This is a genomic window from Microcoleus sp. BM001215392, from assembly GCF_036700185.1.
GTDB lineage: Bacteria > Cyanobacteriota > Cyanobacteriia > Cyanobacteriales > Microcoleaceae > Microcoleus.
In genome coordinates this window covers 1-20306 of sequence record NZ_JAUBOJ010000081.1, presented here as the reverse complement: position 1 = coordinate 20306, position 20306 = coordinate 1, and the positions used below count along the sequence as shown (strand labels likewise).

17 protein-coding genes are annotated in these 20306 nt (G+C 44.3%); 7 read left to right on the top strand and 10 right to left on the bottom strand.

Going from position 1 to position 20306, the window contains the following annotated elements; all coding sequences use genetic code 11:
* Together QT974_RS11865 and QT974_RS11860 are read right to left on the bottom strand one after the other, a co-directional pair.
* A partial coding sequence (locus tag QT974_RS11865; RefSeq protein ID WP_333468679.1) for a hypothetical protein occupies positions 1-476 on the bottom strand: 476 nt, incomplete at its 3' end.
* A 190-nt stretch (positions 477-666) separates the two neighbouring features.
* Positions 667-1896, bottom strand: coding sequence for a glycosyltransferase (locus QT974_RS11860; RefSeq protein ID WP_333468678.1), 1230 nt, complete (start codon positions 1894-1896; stop codon positions 667-669).
* A 609-nt stretch (positions 1897-2505) separates the two neighbouring features.
* On the opposite strand from QT974_RS11860, the gene QT974_RS11855 reads away from it, so the two are divergent.
* Entirely contained in the window at positions 2506-5046 is a 2541-nt protein-coding gene (locus QT974_RS11855) for a protein kinase domain-containing protein (protein ID WP_333468677.1), read from the top strand.
* A 317-nt stretch (positions 5047-5363) separates the two neighbouring features.
* Here QT974_RS11855 and QT974_RS11850 read toward each other — a convergent pair whose 3' ends face one another.
* On the bottom strand, positions 5364-6776 hold the full coding sequence (locus QT974_RS11850; protein WP_333468676.1) for a hypothetical protein: 1413 nt from the start codon (positions 6774-6776) through the stop codon (positions 5364-5366).
* Positions 6777-6853: 77 nt separating this feature from the next.
* Here QT974_RS11850 and QT974_RS11845 point away from each other — a divergent pair, with 77 nt between their 5' ends.
* Positions 6854-7879 (top strand): hypothetical protein, encoded by a 1026-nt coding sequence (locus tag QT974_RS11845; RefSeq protein WP_333468675.1) that lies wholly within the window; start codon positions 6854-6856, stop codon positions 7877-7879.
* 464 nt (positions 7880-8343) lie between these two features.
* On the opposite strand, the gene QT974_RS11840 is transcribed toward QT974_RS11845, so the two are convergent.
* Positions 8344-8676 (bottom strand): TMEM14 family protein, encoded by a 333-nt coding sequence (locus QT974_RS11840; protein ID WP_333468674.1) that lies wholly within the window; start codon positions 8674-8676, stop codon positions 8344-8346.
* A 126-nt stretch (positions 8677-8802) separates the two neighbouring features.
* On the opposite strand from QT974_RS11840, the gene QT974_RS11835 reads away from it, so the two are divergent.
* The 4 genes from QT974_RS11835 (at position 8803) to QT974_RS11820 (ending at position 12624) form a co-directional block, all read left to right on the top strand.
* Entirely contained in the window at positions 8803-10107 is a 1305-nt protein-coding gene (locus tag QT974_RS11835; RefSeq protein ID WP_333468673.1) for an ATP-binding protein, read from the top strand.
* Positions 10108-10344: 237 nt separating this feature from the next.
* Positions 10345-10791 carry a tellurite resistance TerB family protein gene (locus tag QT974_RS11830; protein WP_333468672.1) on the top strand — a complete coding sequence of 149 codons (447 nt, stop codon included), beginning with the start codon at positions 10345-10347 and terminating at the stop codon, positions 10789-10791.
* Positions 10792-10951: 160 nt separating this feature from the next.
* Positions 10952-11365 (top strand): acyl-CoA thioesterase, encoded by a 414-nt coding sequence (locus QT974_RS11825; RefSeq protein WP_333468671.1) that lies wholly within the window; start codon positions 10952-10954, stop codon positions 11363-11365.
* 287 nt (positions 11366-11652) lie between these two features.
* Positions 11653-12624: a putative 2-dehydropantoate 2-reductase gene (locus QT974_RS11820; protein WP_333468670.1), complete on the top strand. Its 972-nt coding sequence runs from the start codon at positions 11653-11655 to the stop codon at positions 12622-12624.
* A gap of 161 nt (positions 12625-12785) precedes the next feature.
* On the opposite strand, the gene QT974_RS11815 is transcribed toward QT974_RS11820, so the two are convergent.
* The 6 genes from QT974_RS11815 to menA form a co-directional block, all read right to left on the bottom strand.
* Positions 12786-14411: a 2-succinylbenzoate--CoA ligase gene (locus QT974_RS11815; RefSeq protein WP_333468669.1), complete on the bottom strand. Its 1626-nt coding sequence runs from the start codon at positions 14409-14411 to the stop codon at positions 12786-12788.
* Positions 14396-15547: an o-succinylbenzoate synthase gene (gene menC / locus QT974_RS11810; protein WP_333468668.1), complete on the bottom strand. Its 1152-nt coding sequence runs from the start codon at positions 15545-15547 to the stop codon at positions 14396-14398. The genes QT974_RS11815 and menC overlap by 16 nt, the downstream gene beginning before the upstream one ends.
* Before the next feature lie 201 nt (positions 15548-15748).
* Entirely contained in the window at positions 15749-16549 is an 801-nt protein-coding gene (gene menH / locus QT974_RS11805; protein ID WP_333468667.1) for a 2-succinyl-6-hydroxy-2,4-cyclohexadiene-1-carboxylate synthase, read from the bottom strand.
* Positions 16550-16551: 2 nt separating this feature from the next.
* Positions 16552-16962 (bottom strand): retropepsin-like aspartic protease family protein, encoded by a 411-nt coding sequence (locus tag QT974_RS11800; RefSeq protein ID WP_333468666.1) that lies wholly within the window; start codon positions 16960-16962, stop codon positions 16552-16554.
* 5 nt (positions 16963-16967) lie between these two features.
* Entirely contained in the window at positions 16968-17213 is a 246-nt protein-coding gene (locus QT974_RS11795) for a hypothetical protein (protein ID WP_333468665.1), read from the bottom strand.
* Positions 17214-17360: 147 nt separating this feature from the next.
* Positions 17361-18257 (bottom strand): 2-carboxy-1,4-naphthoquinone phytyltransferase, encoded by an 897-nt coding sequence (gene menA / locus QT974_RS11790; RefSeq protein ID WP_333468664.1) that lies wholly within the window; start codon positions 18255-18257, stop codon positions 17361-17363.
* A gap of 384 nt (positions 18258-18641) precedes the next feature.
* On the opposite strand from menA, the gene QT974_RS11785 reads away from it, so the two are divergent.
* A complete protein-coding gene (locus tag QT974_RS11785; RefSeq protein ID WP_333468663.1) occupies positions 18642-20072 on the top strand; it encodes an isochorismate synthase in 1431 nt (476 codons plus the stop codon).
* Positions 20073-20306 lie beyond the last annotated feature (234 nt).

Here is a 20306-nt window from a genome sequence, read left to right as displayed (position 1 = left end):
GGGAACAATCTACCAAAGTCTTCATCGCAAGTAGTGTTACAGCCAGAACACATCTGCATCTCCGTGTAGAGGTAAAGCCTTCCTGTCGCATCCGAAGGTACACTATCTCCTTCCAAGTCTTCTGCAAGTGCATTGAAGAGCTTGTACTCAGCGTGTTTTTCGTTGTAATTATTATTGAGTGATGCTCTATCAATCCTTGGCTCAAACAGCAACTGTGGCCCATTGTTTTCGCCGGGAATATTGATAGGCTTTTTCTTGCTCGTAGCGTCTTTTCTATAAACTCCACCTGTTGCGAGTTCTAGTTTCGCAGCAGCAGTATTACCAGAATCGATTTTTTTAATATGAGTCGATCGAACATCTTGAGCCTTAGTCCGCAGTTCCTCTACGATATCGGCACAGGACTCAGGTATGTCTTGGGGATACTCGTAATGAAGTGTGTTTCTATAGGGGTTTCCTGTAGTTAAGTTATTTGTCATGCGATTGATTTTAATTTTAAAAATAATTTTATATATAACCTGAGTTAGACATAAGCTTAAAGCCTCGTCTGACTCAGGTATTTTGATTCTACCGTACTATATAGAACTTATCAAAATCTAAGTTGTTAGCCAATTCTTCAAAAAAGCGATCGCCCCGAGATATCTCGAAATGCGATCGCTACAATTTCTATTAAGTCTTGATTTGCAAAGCTCTCCCCCGCCAAGTCCATCCCCAACCGGTTTCGGTTTTAATCGCAGAACCGATCGCAATTGCCGCAATTAACGTACCTCCCAAACCTCCCAACCACCAGTATTTCGTCGAACAGTCAGAAATTTCGGCACCCAAACGGCGCAAAGTGTAATGGTACCAAATTACGATCGCACATAAACAAATAGTTAACAAGGTAATCGGCAAGTGGTAGTTGTTAATTGCTAATTGATGATTAGTAATTAGGTTGGCAACTTCACCGTTAGCCAGCAAAATACCTAATGCCAACCACGGCATCGGATAAAGAAAGAACATAATTGCGGCCATATAAAACATCGCACCCCAACTGCGGTTAGCGCCGAGATACAAATTCTTTGTCCAGCCTTCCCACAATGCGCTCCAAGACCGATACATCCGCACGGATGCCAAATTTGTCCCGGAATAAAGTGCGAGCTTTAAATTCGCACGCTTGATGCGTCTAGCTAATTCCACATCTTCCACAATTTCGCCGGCAACTGCTTCGTGTCCGCCGATTTTTTCGTAAGCCGATCGCCTAAACAGCATAAATGGGCCGCCCGCAAAAGCACTGTCTGTTTTTGCCGCATCATTAACCGCCGTAAAATCGAAGCAAACTGCTAGGTGATTGAACATTAACGGCTGCACCAACCACTCGGCAAAACACTCGCAAACCAGCGCTGGCATACAGGTTAGCAAGTCTATTTTCTCGGTTTCGGCTGTGGCGATAGCGGTTTCAATCGCCCCCGGTTTCAGCCGCACGTCGGCATCGATAAATAATAGGAAGTCCCCGGTTGCTTCCGGCACAGCTTGGGCGCAGGCCCAGTTTTTGCCCGCCCAATATTGGTTGGTAGGTCGCGCCTCACCTGCTAATATTTTGAGGCGGGGGTCGTTCAGCTTTTGTTGCAGAGTTTGGGCGAGATCCTTGGTGTCGTCTGTGGAGCGATCGTCTACAATCAAAACCTCTAGGTTGTCAGCAGACTGGGCTGTACTCTCCAAAATGGCGATCGCGCAATCCCGAATATTCTCAGCTTCGTTGTATGCTGGTACGATTACCGAAACTTTGGGCGATCGCTCGACAGAGGGCCTCGCTGCACTGCTGTCGGTTCGAGGCGCATTTTTGACCGATTGGCGCAAATTCTTGGTGTAAGCTCTACTTACGATGAGAGAAAAAATTACCAGGGTTAACAATATCAAAGCGAACTGACCTCAAAATTTACGTGCACAATTTGTCTGTCTAAATATTAAAAAATATTAAAACAAAAAGCTAGTCGATCGCCCAAAAAGTTATTTTGAGCATCTCCTTTGCTATAATTTGTGAGCATCTTTCGGCTCTACCGCAGCAAGGGGCAAGACCCCTCGCCCAGTCAGCGACCGAAAAGCCGAGGATAAATATCAGTTGTCAGAGGATCTTGCAATGGGCGAATTTGTTTCAGTCGATGTGTTGGCGGACACGATCGCGGTACTCGGAGCTTTGGGTTTTTTCTTTTTGGGATATCAAGCTTTGCAGATGTTGAAAAGATAAAGTATGGCAGATGTTGAATGAAGTTCGGCAACGGGCAATGTACGGGATGTAGCGGAGGTCAGAAAGTTCGGCAACGGATTCGTAAGGGCGGATGTAGCGGAGGTCAGGAATAATGAACAAGGAAGGAAGAAGTCCGATGGAAGTCGGAAGAAGGAAAGAAAAAACTATGCCCAATTCCCAATGCCCAATGCCCAATGCCCAATGCCCTGCGCAAGCTTTCTTCCCATTGCCCAATGCCCAATGCCCAATGCCCATTGCCCAGGAGCAACTAAGTTATTATCATGGTGAGCCAACTTTTAGATGGACGCTATCAAATCATTGAAGTCATAGAAACAGGAGAATTTGGACAAACCTATCTGGCCAAAGATACTCGCCGCCCCGGGGAACCCCAGTGCTTTGTCAAGCACCTGCGTCCCGGTACCAGCGAACCGAAATTAATTAATACTACGCGCCGTCTTTTTCAAAAAGAAGCAGAAGTTCTAGAAAAGCTCGGTCAACACGACCAAATCCCTCAGCTATTTGCTTATTTTGAAGAAAACGAAGAATTTTTCTTAGTAGAATCGTTTATTGCCGGTCACTCGCTATCCACCGAAATTGTGCCGGGGAAACCGGTAACAGAAGAAAAAATTATTCCTTTGCTGAAGGAACTGTTAGAAATTTTAGTGTTTGTCCACGGCCAGGGAGTAATTCACCGAGACATTAAACCAGCAAATTTAATCCGGCGCTATGCGGATAACAAGTTAGTTTTGATTGACTTTGGCTCGGTGAAAGAAATTCACATCGCCCAAAGACAAGCGCCCGTAACTGTACGGATCGGTACGCTGGAATATATGCCGATCGAGCAATTTCAATACAACCCGCAGCTTAACAGCGATATCTACGCTTTGGGAATGATTGGTATCCAAGCGATGACGGGTTTGCCGGCTTACGATTTGCCGAAACTGCGGGATTTGAAAAATTCTAATCGAGGCGAAATTGTTTGGCGCCATTTAACCACGTGCTCCCAAGCGCTGTCCGATGTTTTGGACAATATGGTGCGCTACGATTTTCGGGAGCGCTACCAGTCGGCGGCGGAGGCTTTGGCAGATTTGCGCAAAATTGGCGATCGATCGCGCGCGCGAATCCCCAAGCTGACAATCTATCGCGAAGAAGTCGATCGGCGCAGTAGCAGTCGCGGTGACATTACAGTCGTCGGTCGGAGAATATTGGAAGAATTGCGCGTCAGTTTAGAATTGCAACCAGAAGAATCAGAGGCGATCGAAGACGAGGTATTGAACCCTTACCGCAAATACAGGCAAAAAGGCGAACGCTACGAACAATCGCTGCAAGAAGCCATGCAGCAAGAATATCCCTTTTCTGTGGAAACTCGCGAAGAGTTAAAACGTTTGCAGCAAGTTTTAGGGCTTACCGACGAAGATGCCGCCAGAATCGAAGAATTAGTCGTACCTAAATCTTTATTTGGTAAATTGTACAAGGCGATCGCCATAGTTTTAGAAGGACACCGCAACCCCAACCCCAATCCGCCCCCAGCCAGCAGCGCTCTTCCACTGGGAGTGCACGCAATTCCGGCCGTATCCCCGGAGGTACATCTCAACGGAAAAGGCGATTTGTCGTTAGCGCAGCCAACGGAGAGGATCGCGAACACCAGCACCAGCAGCGCAGCAATTGTTCCCTCATTACCTCGCAAATTCAATCCTTATCTCGCCGGAGCAACAATTGCAGCACTCTTAACTGCGATCGGCGGCATTTACGGATATCTCAAATGGCAAGAAAGGCAGCAGCGAGTGCAGCAAGAAACCGAACAACTAAATCAAATTGAATCTCTTTATACAGCCAGCAATTATGAAGGCTGCATCAGCCAAATCCCAACAATTGCCCCAACTTCTACCAGCTATACCTCCGCTCAAAACTTACAGCAAAAATGCGGGGGCGGTCGGCGCTGGAAAAACGCCAAAGTCAAAAACTTCGCTCAGCATTCAGATGCAGTTGGAGCTGTTGCTTTCAGTCCAGACGGCTTAATGTTAGCCAGCGGTTCCAAAGACAAAACCATCCAAATTTGGGATTTAGCTACAGGCAAATCGATCCGCACTTTCCCCGGAGATTCCTCTACAATTTGGTCGGTTGCTTTCGACGCTAACGGCACCAAACTTGCGACAGGAACAGGTTTTTGGAGAGTCATGCTGTGGGATTTGAAAACAGGGCAAGTTACTCGCACTCTCGACCACAGGGCATCTGTTTGGTCAGTCGCTCTCGCCCCCGACGGACAACTCGTTGCTAGCGGCAGCGGCGACAAAACCACCAAAATTTCGGATGCCGTAACTGGCAATTTGCTTCAAAATTTACCCGACCATACAGATTTTGTTTATTCTGTTGCTTTTACTCCCGATGGCAAAAGTTTGGTGAGCGCTTCTAAGGATAAAAAAATTACAATTGTGGATGTAGCAACGGGGAGGTTGCTAAAAACTCTTGAGGGACACGGCGACGCGGTAAGATCCGTTGCTGTTAGCCCGGATGGCAAGACAATTGTTAGCGGTTCCTACGATGAAAGTATTAAAATCTGGAATCTCGAAACAGGAGATTTAATTCGCTCGATTAAGGGACATTCTGACGATGTTGTCTCGGTTGCTATCAGCCCGGACGGGAATTTTATTGCCAGCGGGAGCAAGGACAAAACTATAAAAGTTTGGGACTTTGCTACTGGAGAATTGCTGAATACTTTGACAGGACATACCGATGAGGTTTATGTGGTGACTTTTAGTCCCGACGGCAAAACAATTGCTAGCGGTTCTAAAGACAATACTATCAAATTGTGGCTCAGGTAATCTGAAGTCCTGCCGTCATTTGTCATTTGTCATTTGTCATGAGTGCCAGCTTAAGAAAGCGTGGACTTTATCCAACGTCCAATCTCATCACTCCTAGGGTGTGGATCTGTGCGATCAATCCCTAGCTAAATATTGACAATCTCACAGATCCGCACCTTATACCATTTACAAAAAGTATGATACACAATAATTATTGGTGCTCAGTAAGTTCTAGGGTTGTTTCCACGGGCGATTGTCGGTGCGTCGCCACTGGCAAATTCGAGAGAATTTAGGGATTAATCATGATTCGCACCCTACGAATACTTATCGCCTTTCATTTAATTACAGTAATTAAGCTCATGTTCTAAGGATTTAGGAAAGTGCCAATCAGGTGTTTCTATTTCGTTTTCAAGGGAAAAATTTGCAGTTGAGTCCTCTCGGATTTGAAAAAAGTAGTAGAGGTTAGTCACAGTTAAATCAGATATTTCTTGCCAGTTCGAGGTCGCTAAAGCTGGATAGCCACTGGCGATCGCCTGCTGGCAAACATAAAATTCATATCCGCGGCGGAGTTCTGGCGACACGGCGAAGACTAGCTGGTCGCGCAAGGATAGGAAGTGAGACTTTTGCTTTAAATTTTCATAAAGCGAAGGTTCCGCAGCTACTACCGCAAATGTAGTGTGAATGCTAGTTTTTAAATTATCGCCGCTGACTTTATCTAAACTAGCTAACTGGTGCTGGTCTTTTGCAGACAAAGTTTGCATCCAATCAACCTCATTTTGCCAAAACTCAATGACACTTAAGTCATGACCGAGAACTCTAGTAACTTCGGGAAATAAAAAATCTAGTTCTGATTGCGACTGACATCCTTTAACAACAGTTAGAATATCTTGACGAATTTTTGATTGCAGTTCTTTCAGGCGCGAACTCACCATATCATAAGCGCGCTGCAACTGAAACGTGACGCCGATCGCCAGCTCTATCGCCCAAACACATTCTCTTTGCCGGAGCTGTGCGGCACAACACAGCCCCTCCAACAAACCCGGATTATCATAAATTTTTAAAGCCTCAAACAGCATATCCCGCCCGCTATTAATTTCGGAATTCCGAAGTTTGATATCCGGCACTGTCAGGGCTGACTGGCAGCGTTTGATAGCTTTAGAAAAAATATCGTAACCGTTAACCAGTTTCTGGCGGTACATTTCAAAATTTGAGTTGTGAGCCACCTTAAAAATCTGCTGGATCACGTCTACTCCACGATCTTTGAGGATGTGTCTGAGATCGATAAACCCATCTTTAATTTTTAGCTTCTGGTGCTTTGCCTCTTCTCTGATTTTTAATACTTGGTCAAGGTTTACTGCTGACAAAACTGTGTTCGATACAGTGCCAATACCAATGACAGCAGCCGTCGCTTGCATCACAGCCAAATTAATTTTCAGACAGTTGAGCATTCTGTATATTTTTTGAAACCCCTGATGAGTTTGAGCAAGCTGCAACGGCGCCGCTGTCACGTAGGCGGGAGCCACCAACGGCTGTAGGGGGCCGCCTCCGGCTAACTGTGCGAGCAATCCTAGAACTCCGCGATGGGATAGAGTTGCAGTTGTTGATGGATAAAAGACTTTTGCAATCTCCACAAACTCCCCTGTCACCGGATCTCTAGCAGCAGGGAGCAATTTTCCTGTTTTCGTGGCAGGCTGTACCAGACTGCCAGTATTGAGTCGATCCCCAGTTGCAGGGGTGAACAGATAATCCATGTTGTGAGTCTGTTTGCATTGAAAAAGGTAGATGTTGTGTATTGTATGCTATTTAGGGAAAGGAGGAATCAAAGGAAATGAATGAGTATCTCAAAGTATTCCAGGCTATTACCCAGTTTAGCGATCGACTACTAGCAGACGAATATCAATCCGTGGAGATTAAACAGTCAGCTACCCACCTCAGCCTAGATGTGGAACCTTGTATTGAGGAAATCAAGCAATCGGCCCTCAGACTCAAGGGGTTAGTTCAGGTATGTTTCAAAGATGTATCTCAGGCGGAGGATGTCTGGAATAGCAAGCCGAGAATTGCTAAAGCCTCTGCTGTTGATGTGTGGGAGCAAATTGGCGAACTAAGCGGCTGCGATGTGAGAATTCGCAGTTTAGGAAAACAGGGCAAATCTGATGCTATTGTTAAAGTTCGCAAATCGTGGAGCGACAAGGCTACCAAGTTAAAAAATCAGTGGTTTTTGTGGGATAAAAACCAACAAGTATTTAAAAGAGATACTATCGGTTTTTTTGAAAAAGATAATTTGCACAAAGAGTTGCGGAATGAGGTAGACTACCAGGCTGAACGAGTGATTTTGATTGTGGAAAATGAACTTAATTTGATTTTTAAAGAATTACAAACAATTGATATAGAAAAAATAGAATTTTGTATAGAATGCTTCGACCTCCACAATCAATCGAGATTTAGAGAACGACTGCAATCAATAGGGGGCGAGATTGTGTCGAAGTTTACCGAACCCCTGAAATATTTACCTGAGTCTTATGGCAAGACTTTTAAAGAAACCTTGAAAATTCCTGTAGAAACTCTGGTTCACAAAAGCAAAATGGGTATCAGTTCGATCGATTTTGAAGAGTCTTGTAAGGTGATTGGAGCGATTATGGATAATTTGATTTTACAAATTTTTGAGGAGCGCGTCAACCTAGCAATTCAAACAGTTGAAAAAGCGCTAATGTTCTACAATAATTTTTTAGAAAAGCAGGCGCGGTACCAGCAAGAGACAGCCCAACAGCGAGCGGCGGAAAAAGATTGGATGGAATACCAACGGCAGCAACTGAAGGAAGTTCAGGAGTATATTGATGGAGTTATCAATCATTAGTCATTGGTCATTGGTCATTGGTCATTGGTCATTGGTCATTGGTCATTGGTCAAGCGGTCAAGCGGTCAACCCTTCTCTTTCGCAAGCTGTCAACTATCAACTGTCAACTATCAACTATCAACTATCAACTGTCAACTGTCATTGGTCATTGGCTACAAAACCAGGCTCAAGAAACCGGGTTTTTTGAGCGAGATTCTGGGTTTTGGGTGAGATTTTAGTTAAAAAACCTGGTTTGTGGGTACTCATGCGTCCAGGAGTGGCATTACCCAGGCAAAATGTAAGCGTGCCGCACTGTTTCTGAGAAAGGCTGTGCAGGGCAAAAAATTAAGTCACGGACACACACACAAAATTAGATTTTAGTTCAGACTTCTAGTAAAGGCTGTTGAGTCAATCTAAAATCTAAAATCGCTTGACTTTAATTTAAGCTCCCCGTCAAGGCTTTGGAGTTAATCTCAAATCTCAAATCAAAAACCTAACATTGATTGACCGCTGAGTTCGTAAACGATCGCCCCCAAAGACGCCAAACTAGCTAAAATCAGCATTCCAGCGGGCATAAACTTGCGAGTTTTGACCAACCGTAAAACAAAAACTACTACTAAAACAGCGGAGATAGCTGCTGCTAATGTTAAACCCCAAGTTTGTCCCATCAGTTGGGCGGTGCCGGCAAAAATCAGCAGCGAACCGCTAATCAAGCCAGAAATCAGCGAGGCTTGGCTTTTGGCCTTGATGTAACCCATGATGCCGCCAACCAGTGTTAAAACGCCGTAGCCGATCGCCGCTGCTGTACCTATACTCATTTTTAATCCTCGAAATTTCACTCTTTGCATCTCAACTTATACAGCGAGACCTGCAACTAGAGTCACGAATTGTTAGAAAATTTATTAAACCCAGTCAGAATATCTAACTGTTATACAATTGGTCTTATGTCAGCCCTAACTTCTGTTGCGATCGCCCAAATCCGTTACCTCCAACGCCAAGCAGCATCCCTGCTGCTGTATCAATCAGTTCTTAAAAGCCCCGCAGGTCAAGCTTTTATCGACTTGCTGCAAGCCCTGCACCACAGCGAAGTCAGCGGTTCGGAGTGTCAGGTAGCTTACGGAAACTTGTTCAAAGTTCAGGCTGCTAAAAATGTAAGCTGGAAAAATTTCCTGATTTCGCAAATTCTTACCGACGAAAACCCTTTTTCTCGCCAAGCCCAGCAAACGGATTTTGCGAGCTTGCCGCCCGCTTTGGTGGAGGCCGTCAGACACGATTTACAAGTGCTGCAAAATCTTTACGAATGCAGCGGCGAGCAGTTGAGTAAATGGGTGCGGGTAGCAGGTCAACTTGACGCAGTTCCTCCGATTTGGGATTCGGAAACAGTCGCACAACCAGCCGACCAACCGCTGCACGATCAACTAGAAAAATGGTCGAGCGCTGCCGAATCTTTGTCAGAATATTACCGCAAGTTTGGTACGGGTTTGTTTGCCGAATATCGCGCTTTTGCGTGGCGATCCGGGCAATTGTCGGGTATTTCGCATCCCGATCGCATAAACTTGAAAGAGTTGGTTTGCTGCGACTGGCAGCGCGATGCTTTAGTGAAAAATACAGAATTTTTGCTAGCTGGTTATCCGGCTTTGCACGTTTTGCTGTACGGGAGCCGCGGCTCGGGTAAGTCTTCTTTGGTGAAGTCGCTGTTAAATGAATTTGGCTCTCGCAATTTGCGCTTGATTGAAGTATCTAAATCTGACTTGCAAGATTTGCCCCTAATTGTCGATAATTTGCGCGGAGTTCCTCAAAAGTTTATTATCTTTGTCGATGACCTTTCTTTTGAGGAAGACGATGATGCTTTTAAATCTCTGAAAGTTGTTTTAGAAGGAAATGTCACCGCCCGCCCTCAAAATGTGGTAGTTTACGCTACATCTAACCGCAGGCATTTAATTCGAGAGTTTTTTGATGACAGGCCTCGCCCCCGCGACGGTGATGAAGTTCACGCTTGGGATACAGTGCAGGAAAAACTCTCATTTAGCGATCGCTTTGGCTTGACTTTAACTTTTGAACCTGCGGATCAAAACACTTATTTAACAATTGTCCGACATCTGGCAGAACGAGCTGGCATTAAACTCGCTCCTGAGGATTTGGAACACCGCGCTAAGGAATGGGCAACTCGCCGCAACGGGCGCTCCGGGCGCACTGCACGGCAGTTTGTTGATTTCCTCTCTTCAGATTTAGCTTTGTTTGACAAGTAGCTCCTCGGTGCTGCCAGAGCGGGTTTTACCTGAGATATCGCAGGCAATTCAGGCTCGGAATCAACCCGCCCTTGCAGCGCCCAATCGCCCAATAAAAAATCTTAATTTTTTCATAATTTTCTTGATAATAAATAACTAACTAGATTTGATATAATTATCGAAATGCCGACGAAAACCTTGAAAGCCCGAGTTGCTCGGGACTCCATGAATTCACTACTAAATAATGAGGAAAATATCATGGGTTTATTTGACAAAGTATCGCAGACTCGCCAACAAACTGACGTAACGTTAGGGCCTGCCGAAGCATTTGCGGCGATCGCGCTAATTGCTGTAGCAGCCGACGGTTACATCAACGAGAACGAAAGTAAAGCGATTAGTATGACGCTATCTCGGATGCAACTGTTCCGCAGCTATCCGGATGACGTGATGCGAAAAATGCTCGATCGCCTTCTGAACATTCTGCAACGGCAAGGGGTTCAGGTACTGTTTAATGCGGCTTTGGCAACGCTTCCCGACGAACTTAAAGAAACAGTTTTTGCTGTGACAACTGATATCGCTTTAGCAGATGGCGAGGTTTCAGAAGAAGAAGAACAACTTTTGAACGATCTTTACTGTGCATTGGATCTTTCCGAAGAAGTTGCGCTGAAAATTATAGACGTAATGTTGATTAAAAACAAAGGTTAAATAAGCAGGGGAAAAAGTGAGGAGGAGGAGGAGAAGGAGTTTGAGAACATACAAAGTTTGCGCCTGCTGGCGAGGCAGATGGTTCTCCTAAACAGCGGGTTTACGGATAGGATAGTTGTAAAATTTAGCTTTAATTGGCGATCGCCCGCTACTACCTCAAATGCCTTTTACTTACACCCGCACTGTGCGCTTTCAAGATACCGATGCCGCTGGAGTCGTTTACTTTGCTAACGTTTTGGCAATGTGTCACGAAGCTTACGAGGCATCTCTAGCAGCATCAGGCATCAATCTCAAAGCATTTTTCAGCGATCGAGAGGTTGCGTTTCCCATAATTCATGCTAGTGTAGATTTCTATCGCCCGCTGTTTGCGGGCGATGGGTTGACGATTCAACTAACCCCCAAACAAGTTGCTGGCGATGAATTTGAAATTGCCTATCAAGTATTTTCTGGAGAAGTTGCAGAAAGAAGTTCGGCGAAAGCATTGACGAAGCACGTCTGCATCGATGCAGTTAGCAGAACCAAAACACAGCTATCTGAAGACTTAATGCAGTGGATGAGGCAATTTGAGAGTTGAGATTTTAGATTTTAGATAACTTCAATATTTAAATAATAGCAGGGAATAACAGTCAAATTTTTGTTTAGTTTAAAAGTTGTTCTGACTTATTTATATTAAGTAGTTCCACTTAATTAAACATAAAATATAGAGGACTGAAAAACCAGTTCTATAAGAAGCATTCTTCCTTCTTCCGACTTCCCTCTTCCTGATGACTTCTTCCTGATGACTACTGACTAATGACTTCTTCCTAATGACTAATGACTACTGACTACTGACTACTGACGAATTCCTTCTTCCTTCTACTTATGACAAATCGCAATTATGCCATCGTCGGCACGGGAGCTTTAGGCGGATTCTACGGTGCTAGACTGCAAAAAGCTGGTTTAGAAGTTAATTTTTTGCTTCGCAGCGATTACGATCGCGTCAAAAAACATGGTTTGATTGTGGAGTCTCCCGAAGGCGACTTCACCCTCCCCCACGTGCGCGCCTACCGCGACGCGCACGAAATGCCTAAGTGCGATGTAGTAATTGTAGCCTTGAAAACAACTCAAAATCACTTATTGCCCAAACTTTTGCCTCCTTTATTAAAGGATAACGGCGTGGTTTTAGTATTGCAAAACGGACTGAATACCGAACCGGAAGTAGCTAAAATTGTCGGTGCAGAACGAGTGGTGGGCGGGCTGTGTTTTCTGTGTTCTTATAAAGTTAGCCCCGGTCATATTTGCCATCTAGATTATGGTACGATTACGCTTGGCGAATATGCCCAAGACTACAAGCCCATCGGTATTACTGATAGATTGCACCAGATTGCCAGGGATTTTAAACGCGCTCACATTCAGATTAAAATGAGCGAAGATTTGCTATTGTCTAGGTGGAAAAAGCTGGTTTGGAATATTCCTTATAACGGGCTGTCTGTGATTTTGAATGCCAGAACAGACGAACTGATGGCAAATCGGGATACTCTGATTTTGGTCAAGGAAATTATGGCGGAAGTGGTAGCGGGGGCCAAAAGTTGCGATCGCATTATTCCCGATGATTTTATCCCGCATATGCTAGATTACACTGAGAAAATGAAGCCTTACCGCACTAGCATGAAAATTGATTACGATGAATCGCGGCCTCTGGAAGTTGAGGCGATTTTTGGTAATCCGATGCGGGTGGCTAAAAAAGCAGGTATTAATTTGCCGCAAATAGAGGTACTTTACCGAATGTTGAAGTTTGTGGACTTTCAAAGACAAGAAGCTGAGAAGACGAGAAGGCTGTTAGCTGTGGATTAATAGATATAGGTTCGATCGTTCGGACTTTAGTGCTCTGATTTATGCGGACTAAAGTCCTCATTACGAACCTTTTAGTTTTTTGATTTATGCGGACTAAAGTCCTCATTACGAACCTTTTAGTTTTTTGATTTATGCGGACTAAAGTCCTCACTACCAACCTTTTAGTTTTTTGATTTATGCGGACTAAAGTCCTCACTACCAACCTTTTTGATTGCTAGTTCTTCTAATTGTTCTCGATTGAGTTTTCCTTGAGCATTTCGTGGCAATTGTGCGACTACAACCCAATTTTTTGGTCGCTTGAATTTGCTCAACTTATCTTCGATCGCCTCTTGCAAATTCTCGACAGTAACTGCGGAATTAATGGGAACCCAAACAGCCGTCACGACTTGGCCCCAATCTTTGTCTGGTAAGCCAATTACAGCCACATCCGCAACTAAATTAGTATTCTTAATGGCGGCTTCGACTTGGGCAGGAAATACGTTTTCTCCGCCTGTGATAATCTTGTCGCTGCTGCGTCCGACGATATTTAAGTAGTTATTTTTATCAAAAAATCCTAAATCGTCTAATTGGAAGTATTGCCGATCGCTAAATTGTTCTGGATAATAGCCCAGCGCTAAAGATTTAGCATCAACCGCAATATTACCAATTTTATTGTAGCACAAAATCTCGCCGCTTGCACTGCGAATAGTTATTTTCGCGTGGGGTAAAGCTTGACCCGAAGTGTTATTTCCCGCGAGAAAGTCTTCGGGTTTGAGTGTAGCAATTTGCGAGGCGGTTTCTGTCATTCCGTAAGTCGGCGCTAATTTGATTTGATGGTTTCTAGCTGTGGCTAAAAGTTCGGGCCAAGCGGGAGCACCGCCCAAAAGTACGCTACGAAACCGGGACAGCCAATTAGCTGTATCTGGGTTTTGCAGCAGCCGTTGCAGTTGAGTTGGTACTAAGGAAGTGAAAAATTCTTCTGGTTCGATATCGGATCTTTCGCCTAGTTCTAGTGCTTTGAATGGCGCAATTACCAGTTTTCCCCCGCTTGTAAAAGAGCGCATAAATTGCATTAAACCGCTGACGTGGTATAAGGGTAAAATGCAGAAACAGTTAAGTTTTTTAATATTAAAATATTGTTGAAAACCTTGGACTGATGCGGTTAGTGTTTCCCAAGTGTGGATTGCAAAACGAATTTTTCCGGATGAACCGCCCGTGGGAATCATGATTGTAGCTAATTTGTCGATTTGGGGTGAATGGAATTCGGGCGAATGATGGAATTCGGGTGAATGGAATTCGGGTGAATGGAATTCGGGTGAATGATGGAATTCGGGTGAATGGAATTCGGGTGAATGAAATTCGGGTGAAGGGAATTCGGGTGAACGGAATTCGGGTGAACGGAATTCGGGTGAACGGAATTCGCGGAGTTTACGGGCACACAAACGATGTCCGCCTCCGCGGACTGGGAGAGGGGGAAATATTTTTTTTAACTCAGCAGTTTTTCCCCAAATTATGTCTGGTTGGACTAAATTAAATACTTGTTCCCATTCTTGTTTTACCCAGTTGGGATTGCAGAGGAAAATTTGGCATTTGGCGGTGCTGGCGGCGATGAAACTGGCAAGAAATTGCAGGGGTTCTGGTTCGGCGAGGCAAATTTTGGGTGGTGTTTCTCGTGATTGATTTTGGGTGATTTGTTGCAATTGCCGATCGACAATTTGAGCAAATTCGCCGCTGTCACCACCGATTAGCCAATTGTCGGGCAATTCTAACGGGATATCGTGAATATTTACTGTTATATTTTCTGCCATAGATGCTGTAACCAGGTGTCTTGATTGTCGTCGAACCATCTATCGGTACCAAAGCCTAGGGCTCGATTATTTAGAGATAATTTTGTTGCTAAGTTTAAGGCGGCTTGTCTGCCGATTTTGGTTTCAAATACGGATGAGAAAACTGCGTCTATATTGTGAGTTTGACAAAATTTTCGCAGTTGCGATGGGGAACCGCAAATCGCAGGTTTGATGACGAAAATTCCGCGCCAGCCTTGGTTGTAGCATTCTTGGATGCGATCGAGATTGGCGGCGGATTCGTCTAGGGCGATCGCCGTTTTATAGGTAGCATTCAATCGTACCATTTCTGGGAACTGTGCGATCGCCAGCGGCTGTTCCAAAAATTCAATCTCGACGGCCAAGTCTGGTGTTGCTGTCAGACTATCGCAGGCTTCCAGCCATTTTTCAGCCTCCGAGTAGGTGAGTCCCCCATTAGCATCTAAGCGCAAAAGGATAAGACGGCGGTTGAAACCGCGTCTTGTCAAACGATGTCCGCCGACGCGGACTGAAGAAGACAAGGTAATTTTAACTGCTTGTTCTTCAACCCGCGTCGGCGGGTTTTGCTTGTATAGACGCGGTTTCAACCGCCGGGTCTTTTTATCCCAAGCGTATTGACCCAAATCATCCATTGCTGCGATTAGCTGCTGAAAAATAGTTAATTCTTCCTCAATTCCAGCAACGCCAATTTTCCATTTAAACGTGCGAAATCCCTCCAACCAAAGCCTTGGTAAAACCTGCAAAGCTGTTTCACCTGCGGGTAACAAACCGCTACATTGATTTTTCGGAACTTTGTCTTGACGAAGTGTATTTTCGATTACTTGGCTGAGATTTTCCCAAGCTGACTCAAAACCAAATTGACAAGCAGGCAATTCAGCGGAAATCGCGAAAATCATCTCAGATGAAATATTAGCAGGTAACTGTTGACAAAAATCTAAAGCTTGCTCAAAAGTTTCGGAACCAAACCAACTCAGTGGGGCAATTTCTCCCCAACCAATTCGACCATTTTCGTCAACAAGTCGCAAGATAATTCCTTCTCGAATATCCCAAATACCGTGACTTGTTTGCAGCGGGCGCTTAAATTTTCGCTGATAGGCGCGAAACTCAAATTTATATTGCATTTACTTTTTAGTCGATTGTCACGAAGGCCAAAGAAACCGGGTTTTTTACCTAATTTGTCGGTAACAACGAATAATTTTCGTAAAAAACCCGGTTTCTGACTACCCGTTAATCATCAATAAGGCCAAAGAAAGCGGGTTTTTTACCTAATTTGTCGGTAACAACGAATGATTTTCGTAAAAAACCCGGTTTCTGAATACTCGTTAATCATAAAATTGTCTCACAACCGATCCAAAGTTATCAATATTTTCAAAATGGATGTTGTGACCTGCGTTTGGTATAATCTTGAGAGTAGCAGCCGGACACAAGCTGGCAATTTCTGCATTGATACCTACAAATTTATCATCATCTTCTCCCGCTAGCAACAGGAGAGGGATTTGATTTTGGGCGAGTTTTTCCCAGAGAGAGGGCTGGTTGCCGGTTCCCATGTTGCGCAGCGATTTGGCTAATTCTAAAGGATTGTTTCCTAAGCGGCTTTCTATGAGTTGGTGGAATTTGGGAGATTTTTTTAAGGATTTGAATAAAGGGCGATCGTACCAGTTTAAGATAAAATCTTTGATGTTGCTATTTTCGAGGTTTTGTGCTGTTTGTGAATCGGCTTGTCGTCTGTGCGATCGATCTTTTTCCGTCTTCAATCCCGGAGAAGCTGACTCTAACACGACTTGATCGAATCTTTCAGGAAAATGTAATGTCATGTACAGCGCCAGTCGCCCGCCCATTGAGTAGCCCAACAACAAACATTTGTCTATTTGTAAATCATCTAATAAGTGGATCAATGCTTGGGCTGTATTTGGCATATTGTAGCAACTTTCGTCGCCGCTGACTCTGGTTTGTCCGTGACCGGGAAGGTCAACTGCGAGACAGCAATATTTTTTAGAGAGTAAGGAAATCACGCTGCTAAAGTCTTGACTGTTGCCCGTGAATCCATGCAAAACTAGAATAGTTTGCTGGTTTTTGTTGCCAGTTAACGAATAGTGAAATTGATAACTTTTGAATTTTTCCATACTTACTGAAATCTAATTTCCGCATCGCTAACAGATATGACGGCTTGAAAACGAGTGAGAAAGTCCATACCAAGAAGACCATCTATACGAAGATTCGGCGGTATATCGTGGGCAAATACGTCAAAGTTTTCTATGAATTGACCCACGCAATTAAACCAACATACATTAATTACAGGAACATAGATTCTTCCTTGGCCTGTAAAGATTTCTTGCCTGCGTACAGGATTGCGTGGATCGTAACCCAAGTCCTCTAATGTTTTAATTGGCAATATTGTGTAGCTGGCTCCCGTATCCACCAGTAAACGCACCCGATACTCATTCGCCTCACCATTATTTCCACCAATGGTTGCTTGCACCGCGAGCAAATTACGTCCGTAAGGCAACAAGCGATAAACTTTTTGATAATTTGACATTTCTGTTACAACATAGCGACTAAATTTTCAGGGATAGGGCCCGTGTACTCTATTGCCACTGATTTTCCCTTCCTTGACAAAGCATTATTGTACAGTAAATCGCGTTCCGGTGAGTGTGCTAAAACTCTACCTCGAATTACACTCAAATCCTCATCTAATTCAGTGTAAGCAATTAGCACCCACTCATCAGGATACAGACTAAAGATTTCTTCTAGAGTCAGGATTGGGCTAGTTTCTACTGGCGTACTCATGATTTTATTCTCATTGTTGGTGATTCAATATCTAACTGTTTGTAGTCAGGACTTTAATCCTTATTGACTAAAATCTTGCAGAGAGGACTAAAGTCCTGACTACGAACCATAGTTCTATTTTACCGAAATTCTCGATAATCGCCCAAACTACAAAACAAACCCCAGCGCCAGCAGCAAACCGCTCGTAAAATGCAGCGTCACTGCGATAAACTTAGAGTTGCTGACCTTTGCGGGTTGGTCGTGATAGTCTGCGACATGGCGGCAAAGGTCGATCGCAAAAAACAAACTCCCAAAAATCAACAGCGTCCAAATTGGGAACATTCGCAGCGCCACAAACAGCACAGTCAAAGCATAAACGCTGCCGCACAACCACTGCAACAACTGCACACCTTTTTTCGTACCGATTCGGACAATCGGTGATTTTTTACCCGCCGCCAAATCGTCCTCAATTTGATGAAAATGAGAACAAAATAAGATGATACTCGTAGTAATTCCCACGATGACCGAAGCTGCAAAATTAGTAGCAGACCAAGTTTGAGTTTGACTGTAATAAGCAGCAGCTAAAGCTAGCGGCCCGAAGGTAAAAAAGCAGATAATTTCGCCTAAACCCTGATAGCCCAAACGAAACGGCGGCCCTTGATAAGTGTAGCCGAGGGCGCAGCACAAAACTACTAGCAAAATTACTGTTGGGTCTTTTTGCCACCAGGAAATACCGCAGATTCCCGACACTCCGATTGCTAAAAATAGGTTAGCAAGCCAGAAAATTAAAGCTTTATTTCCGGTTAAGTTGACCAAGGAATGTGCTTTATTTTTATCTATCCCTGTTTCCGAGTCAAATACATCATTGGTGAGATTCAGCCATGCTATAATTAAAATGGCTGAAATTAAAAATGTCGAAAAAATTGACGCATTAATCGTTTGAGTTTCGGCAAAAGCAATTGCAGTTCCTACAGAAATAGGAATGACAGCAACGCTGTACATGGGCGGCTTGATTGCCGCCAGCCACAATTTACTATTTGAACGCTCAATTATCTTTGTTGTCATTACACAAACTTGATGCAATTGATAGCAGCTTGGTAATTTTACAATTTTATTGGTGAAGAATGTCTGCTAAGTCTCCGCTTGAGTGCGCCTCCGGCATCCGTTGATAGCCTTTGCGGGTTCTGGCACGCCCGGGAATGCCCGCCGGCCAACAAGAGCGGGGTCGATCGCCTGCAAGCCGAGACTCGCCCTCTCAATCTTAAAGTTTTATGTCTAAATGTTTCGGGCGATCGCGCGCTCGTCTGTTTTCTGCCCGCAGCGAGCCCAAACTGTCGGGAAACTCCAAAGGTCATGTTTGGCGATCGGCCAGAGCGTGGTTAGATCGAAATAGGGATTATAGCGGGACAAAACCGCACTCTTTCTGACAAATCTGCTATTCTCGATTTCATGACAGTAATACCGCACCGCACCAATCTTTTGCAAGACCGCAATCAACTGCATCAGTTGCTGTTAGATTGCCAGCAGTCTTTAACCGAAAAAGATCAAACAAAAATAGTTAGTATTTCTCAGGAAATTTCCCCCGTCGATCCGCTAGCGGTACTGCAAGAAATTGCCGCACCCGATGACAGACACTTTTATTTTGAAAAAAGAGACCCGATTGCAGGCAACAGTTTTGCGATCGCCGCCCTAGATTCGGCGATCGATCTCACAGTAGCAGGAAGCGATCGATTTAGCATAGCTCAAAATTTTATTCAATCAAGTCTTTCCCGGACAATTACCATCGGTACGGAACGCTTGCCATTTAGCGGCCCGCACTTTTTTTGTAGCTTTGCCTTTTTTGATGAGAATGTCGCAACCAATTCTTACTTTCCCCCCGGTACCATATTTTTACCCAAATGGCAAATTACTAGCCTCAACGATACCTGTACAATTGTCGCCAATGCCAAAATAGATAGAGATATAAATGTTAAAATTATTACTGAAATTATTAGCAAACAATTTAATAAAATTGCCTCTCAAAAATACATCAAATTAATTAATAGCCCAAACTTACTTCCCTTAAAACAAATTCCTGTGAATGATGCGGCTCAATTTAAAAAGTCTGTCAAGTCCGCTTTAGAATTAATCGAGTCTAAATATTTCAGTAAAATTGTGTTGTCCCAAGCTATAAATGTCATTTGCCAAACCCCTTTTAGTTTAATAGATTCCTTAAATAACTTGCGCCTCACCTATCCAGGTTGTTACGTGTTTTCTACCAGTAACGGCAAAGGTCAGCAATTTATCGGTGCCAGTCCAGAACGCTTAATTAGCATTCACAACAATCAGTTGATCGCAGATGCTTTAGCCGGTTCTGCACCGAGGGGAAAAACTGAAGCAGAAGATGGTAATTTAGGCAAAGATTTACTCAACAGCGAAAAGGATATTCGAGAACATCAAGCTGTGATTGACTTTATAGTCGATCGCCTGTTGCATCTCGGCATCCATCCCGACTTTTCCCCGCTACCGAGACTGCTACAACTATCCAACATTCAGCATTTGTGGACACCCATCAGGGCAAGAATTCCCCCAGATATTCACTTGTTGAAAATTTTAGCCCAACTGCATCCAACGCCAGCGGTAGCGGGCGTACCGAGGGATATCGCCCTACAGCAAATTCGGGGCGGCGAAAGCTGCGATCGCTCTTTGTATGCAGCACCCCTGGGCTGGATCGATCGCACTGGTAACGGCGAATTTGCTGTCGGCATTCGATCGGCTTTAATCGATGGATCTCGGGCGATACTTCATGCTGGTGTTGGAATTGTGGCAGGTTCCGAACCCGATAAAGAACTAGCAGAAATTCAACTGAAACTGCAAGCACTTTTAAATGCTTTAGTTTAGGAATATCTCATAAGTACGCGGCGACAAATTTGCTAATTTAAGACTGAGATATGGGCAGCCAGAAACCGGGTTTTTCAGCCAATACAAGCCAAAAACCCTCAATCTCGACAAAACCCGGTTGCTTGAGCTTTGATTGAGAACCGTTATATGTCAATACGGTTTACTTAACACTATTTATACCCGGAGATCCCCCTAAATCCCCCTTAAGAAGGGGGACTTTAAGAGCTTCTTGTC

Bases quoted from the DNA above. Each gene is read 5' to 3' on its own strand.
- QT974_RS11845 (WP_333468675.1), top strand. From the start codon at position 6,854: ATGAATGAGTATCTCAAAGTATTCCAGGCTATTACCCAGTTTAGCGAT.
- QT974_RS11840 (WP_333468674.1), bottom strand. From the start codon at position 8,676: ATGAGTATAGGTACAGCAGCGGCGATCGGCTACGGCGTTTTAACACTG.
- QT974_RS11785 (WP_333468663.1), top strand. From the start codon at position 18,642: ATGACAGTAATACCGCACCGCACCAATCTTTTGCAAGACCGCAATCAA.
- menC (WP_333468668.1), bottom strand. From the start codon at position 15,547: ATGCAATATAAATTTGAGTTTCGCGCCTATCAGCGAAAATTTAAGCGC.
- QT974_RS11855 (WP_333468677.1), top strand. From the start codon at position 2,506: ATGGTGAGCCAACTTTTAGATGGACGCTATCAAATCATTGAAGTCATA.
- QT974_RS11850 (WP_333468676.1), bottom strand. From the start codon at position 6,776: ATGGATTATCTGTTCACCCCTGCAACTGGGGATCGACTCAATACTGGC.
- QT974_RS11825 (WP_333468671.1), top strand. From the start codon at position 10,952: ATGCCTTTTACTTACACCCGCACTGTGCGCTTTCAAGATACCGATGCC.
- QT974_RS11815 (WP_333468669.1), bottom strand. From the start codon at position 14,411: ATGGCAGAAAATATAACAGTAAATATTCACGATATCCCGTTAGAATTG.
- QT974_RS11795 (WP_333468665.1), bottom strand. From the start codon at position 17,213: ATGAGTACGCCAGTAGAAACTAGCCCAATCCTGACTCTAGAAGAAATC.
- QT974_RS11820 (WP_333468670.1), top strand. From the start codon at position 11,653: ATGACAAATCGCAATTATGCCATCGTCGGCACGGGAGCTTTAGGCGGA.
- menA (WP_333468664.1), bottom strand. From the start codon at position 18,257: ATGACAACAAAGATAATTGAGCGTTCAAATAGTAAATTGTGGCTGGCG.
- QT974_RS11830 (WP_333468672.1), top strand. From the start codon at position 10,345: ATGGGTTTATTTGACAAAGTATCGCAGACTCGCCAACAAACTGACGTA.
- QT974_RS11800 (WP_333468666.1), bottom strand. From the start codon at position 16,962: ATGTCAAATTATCAAAAAGTTTATCGCTTGTTGCCTTACGGACGTAAT.
- QT974_RS11835 (WP_333468673.1), top strand. From the start codon at position 8,803: ATGTCAGCCCTAACTTCTGTTGCGATCGCCCAAATCCGTTACCTCCAA.
- menH (WP_333468667.1), bottom strand. From the start codon at position 16,549: ATGGAAAAATTCAAAAGTTATCAATTTCACTATTCGTTAACTGGCAAC.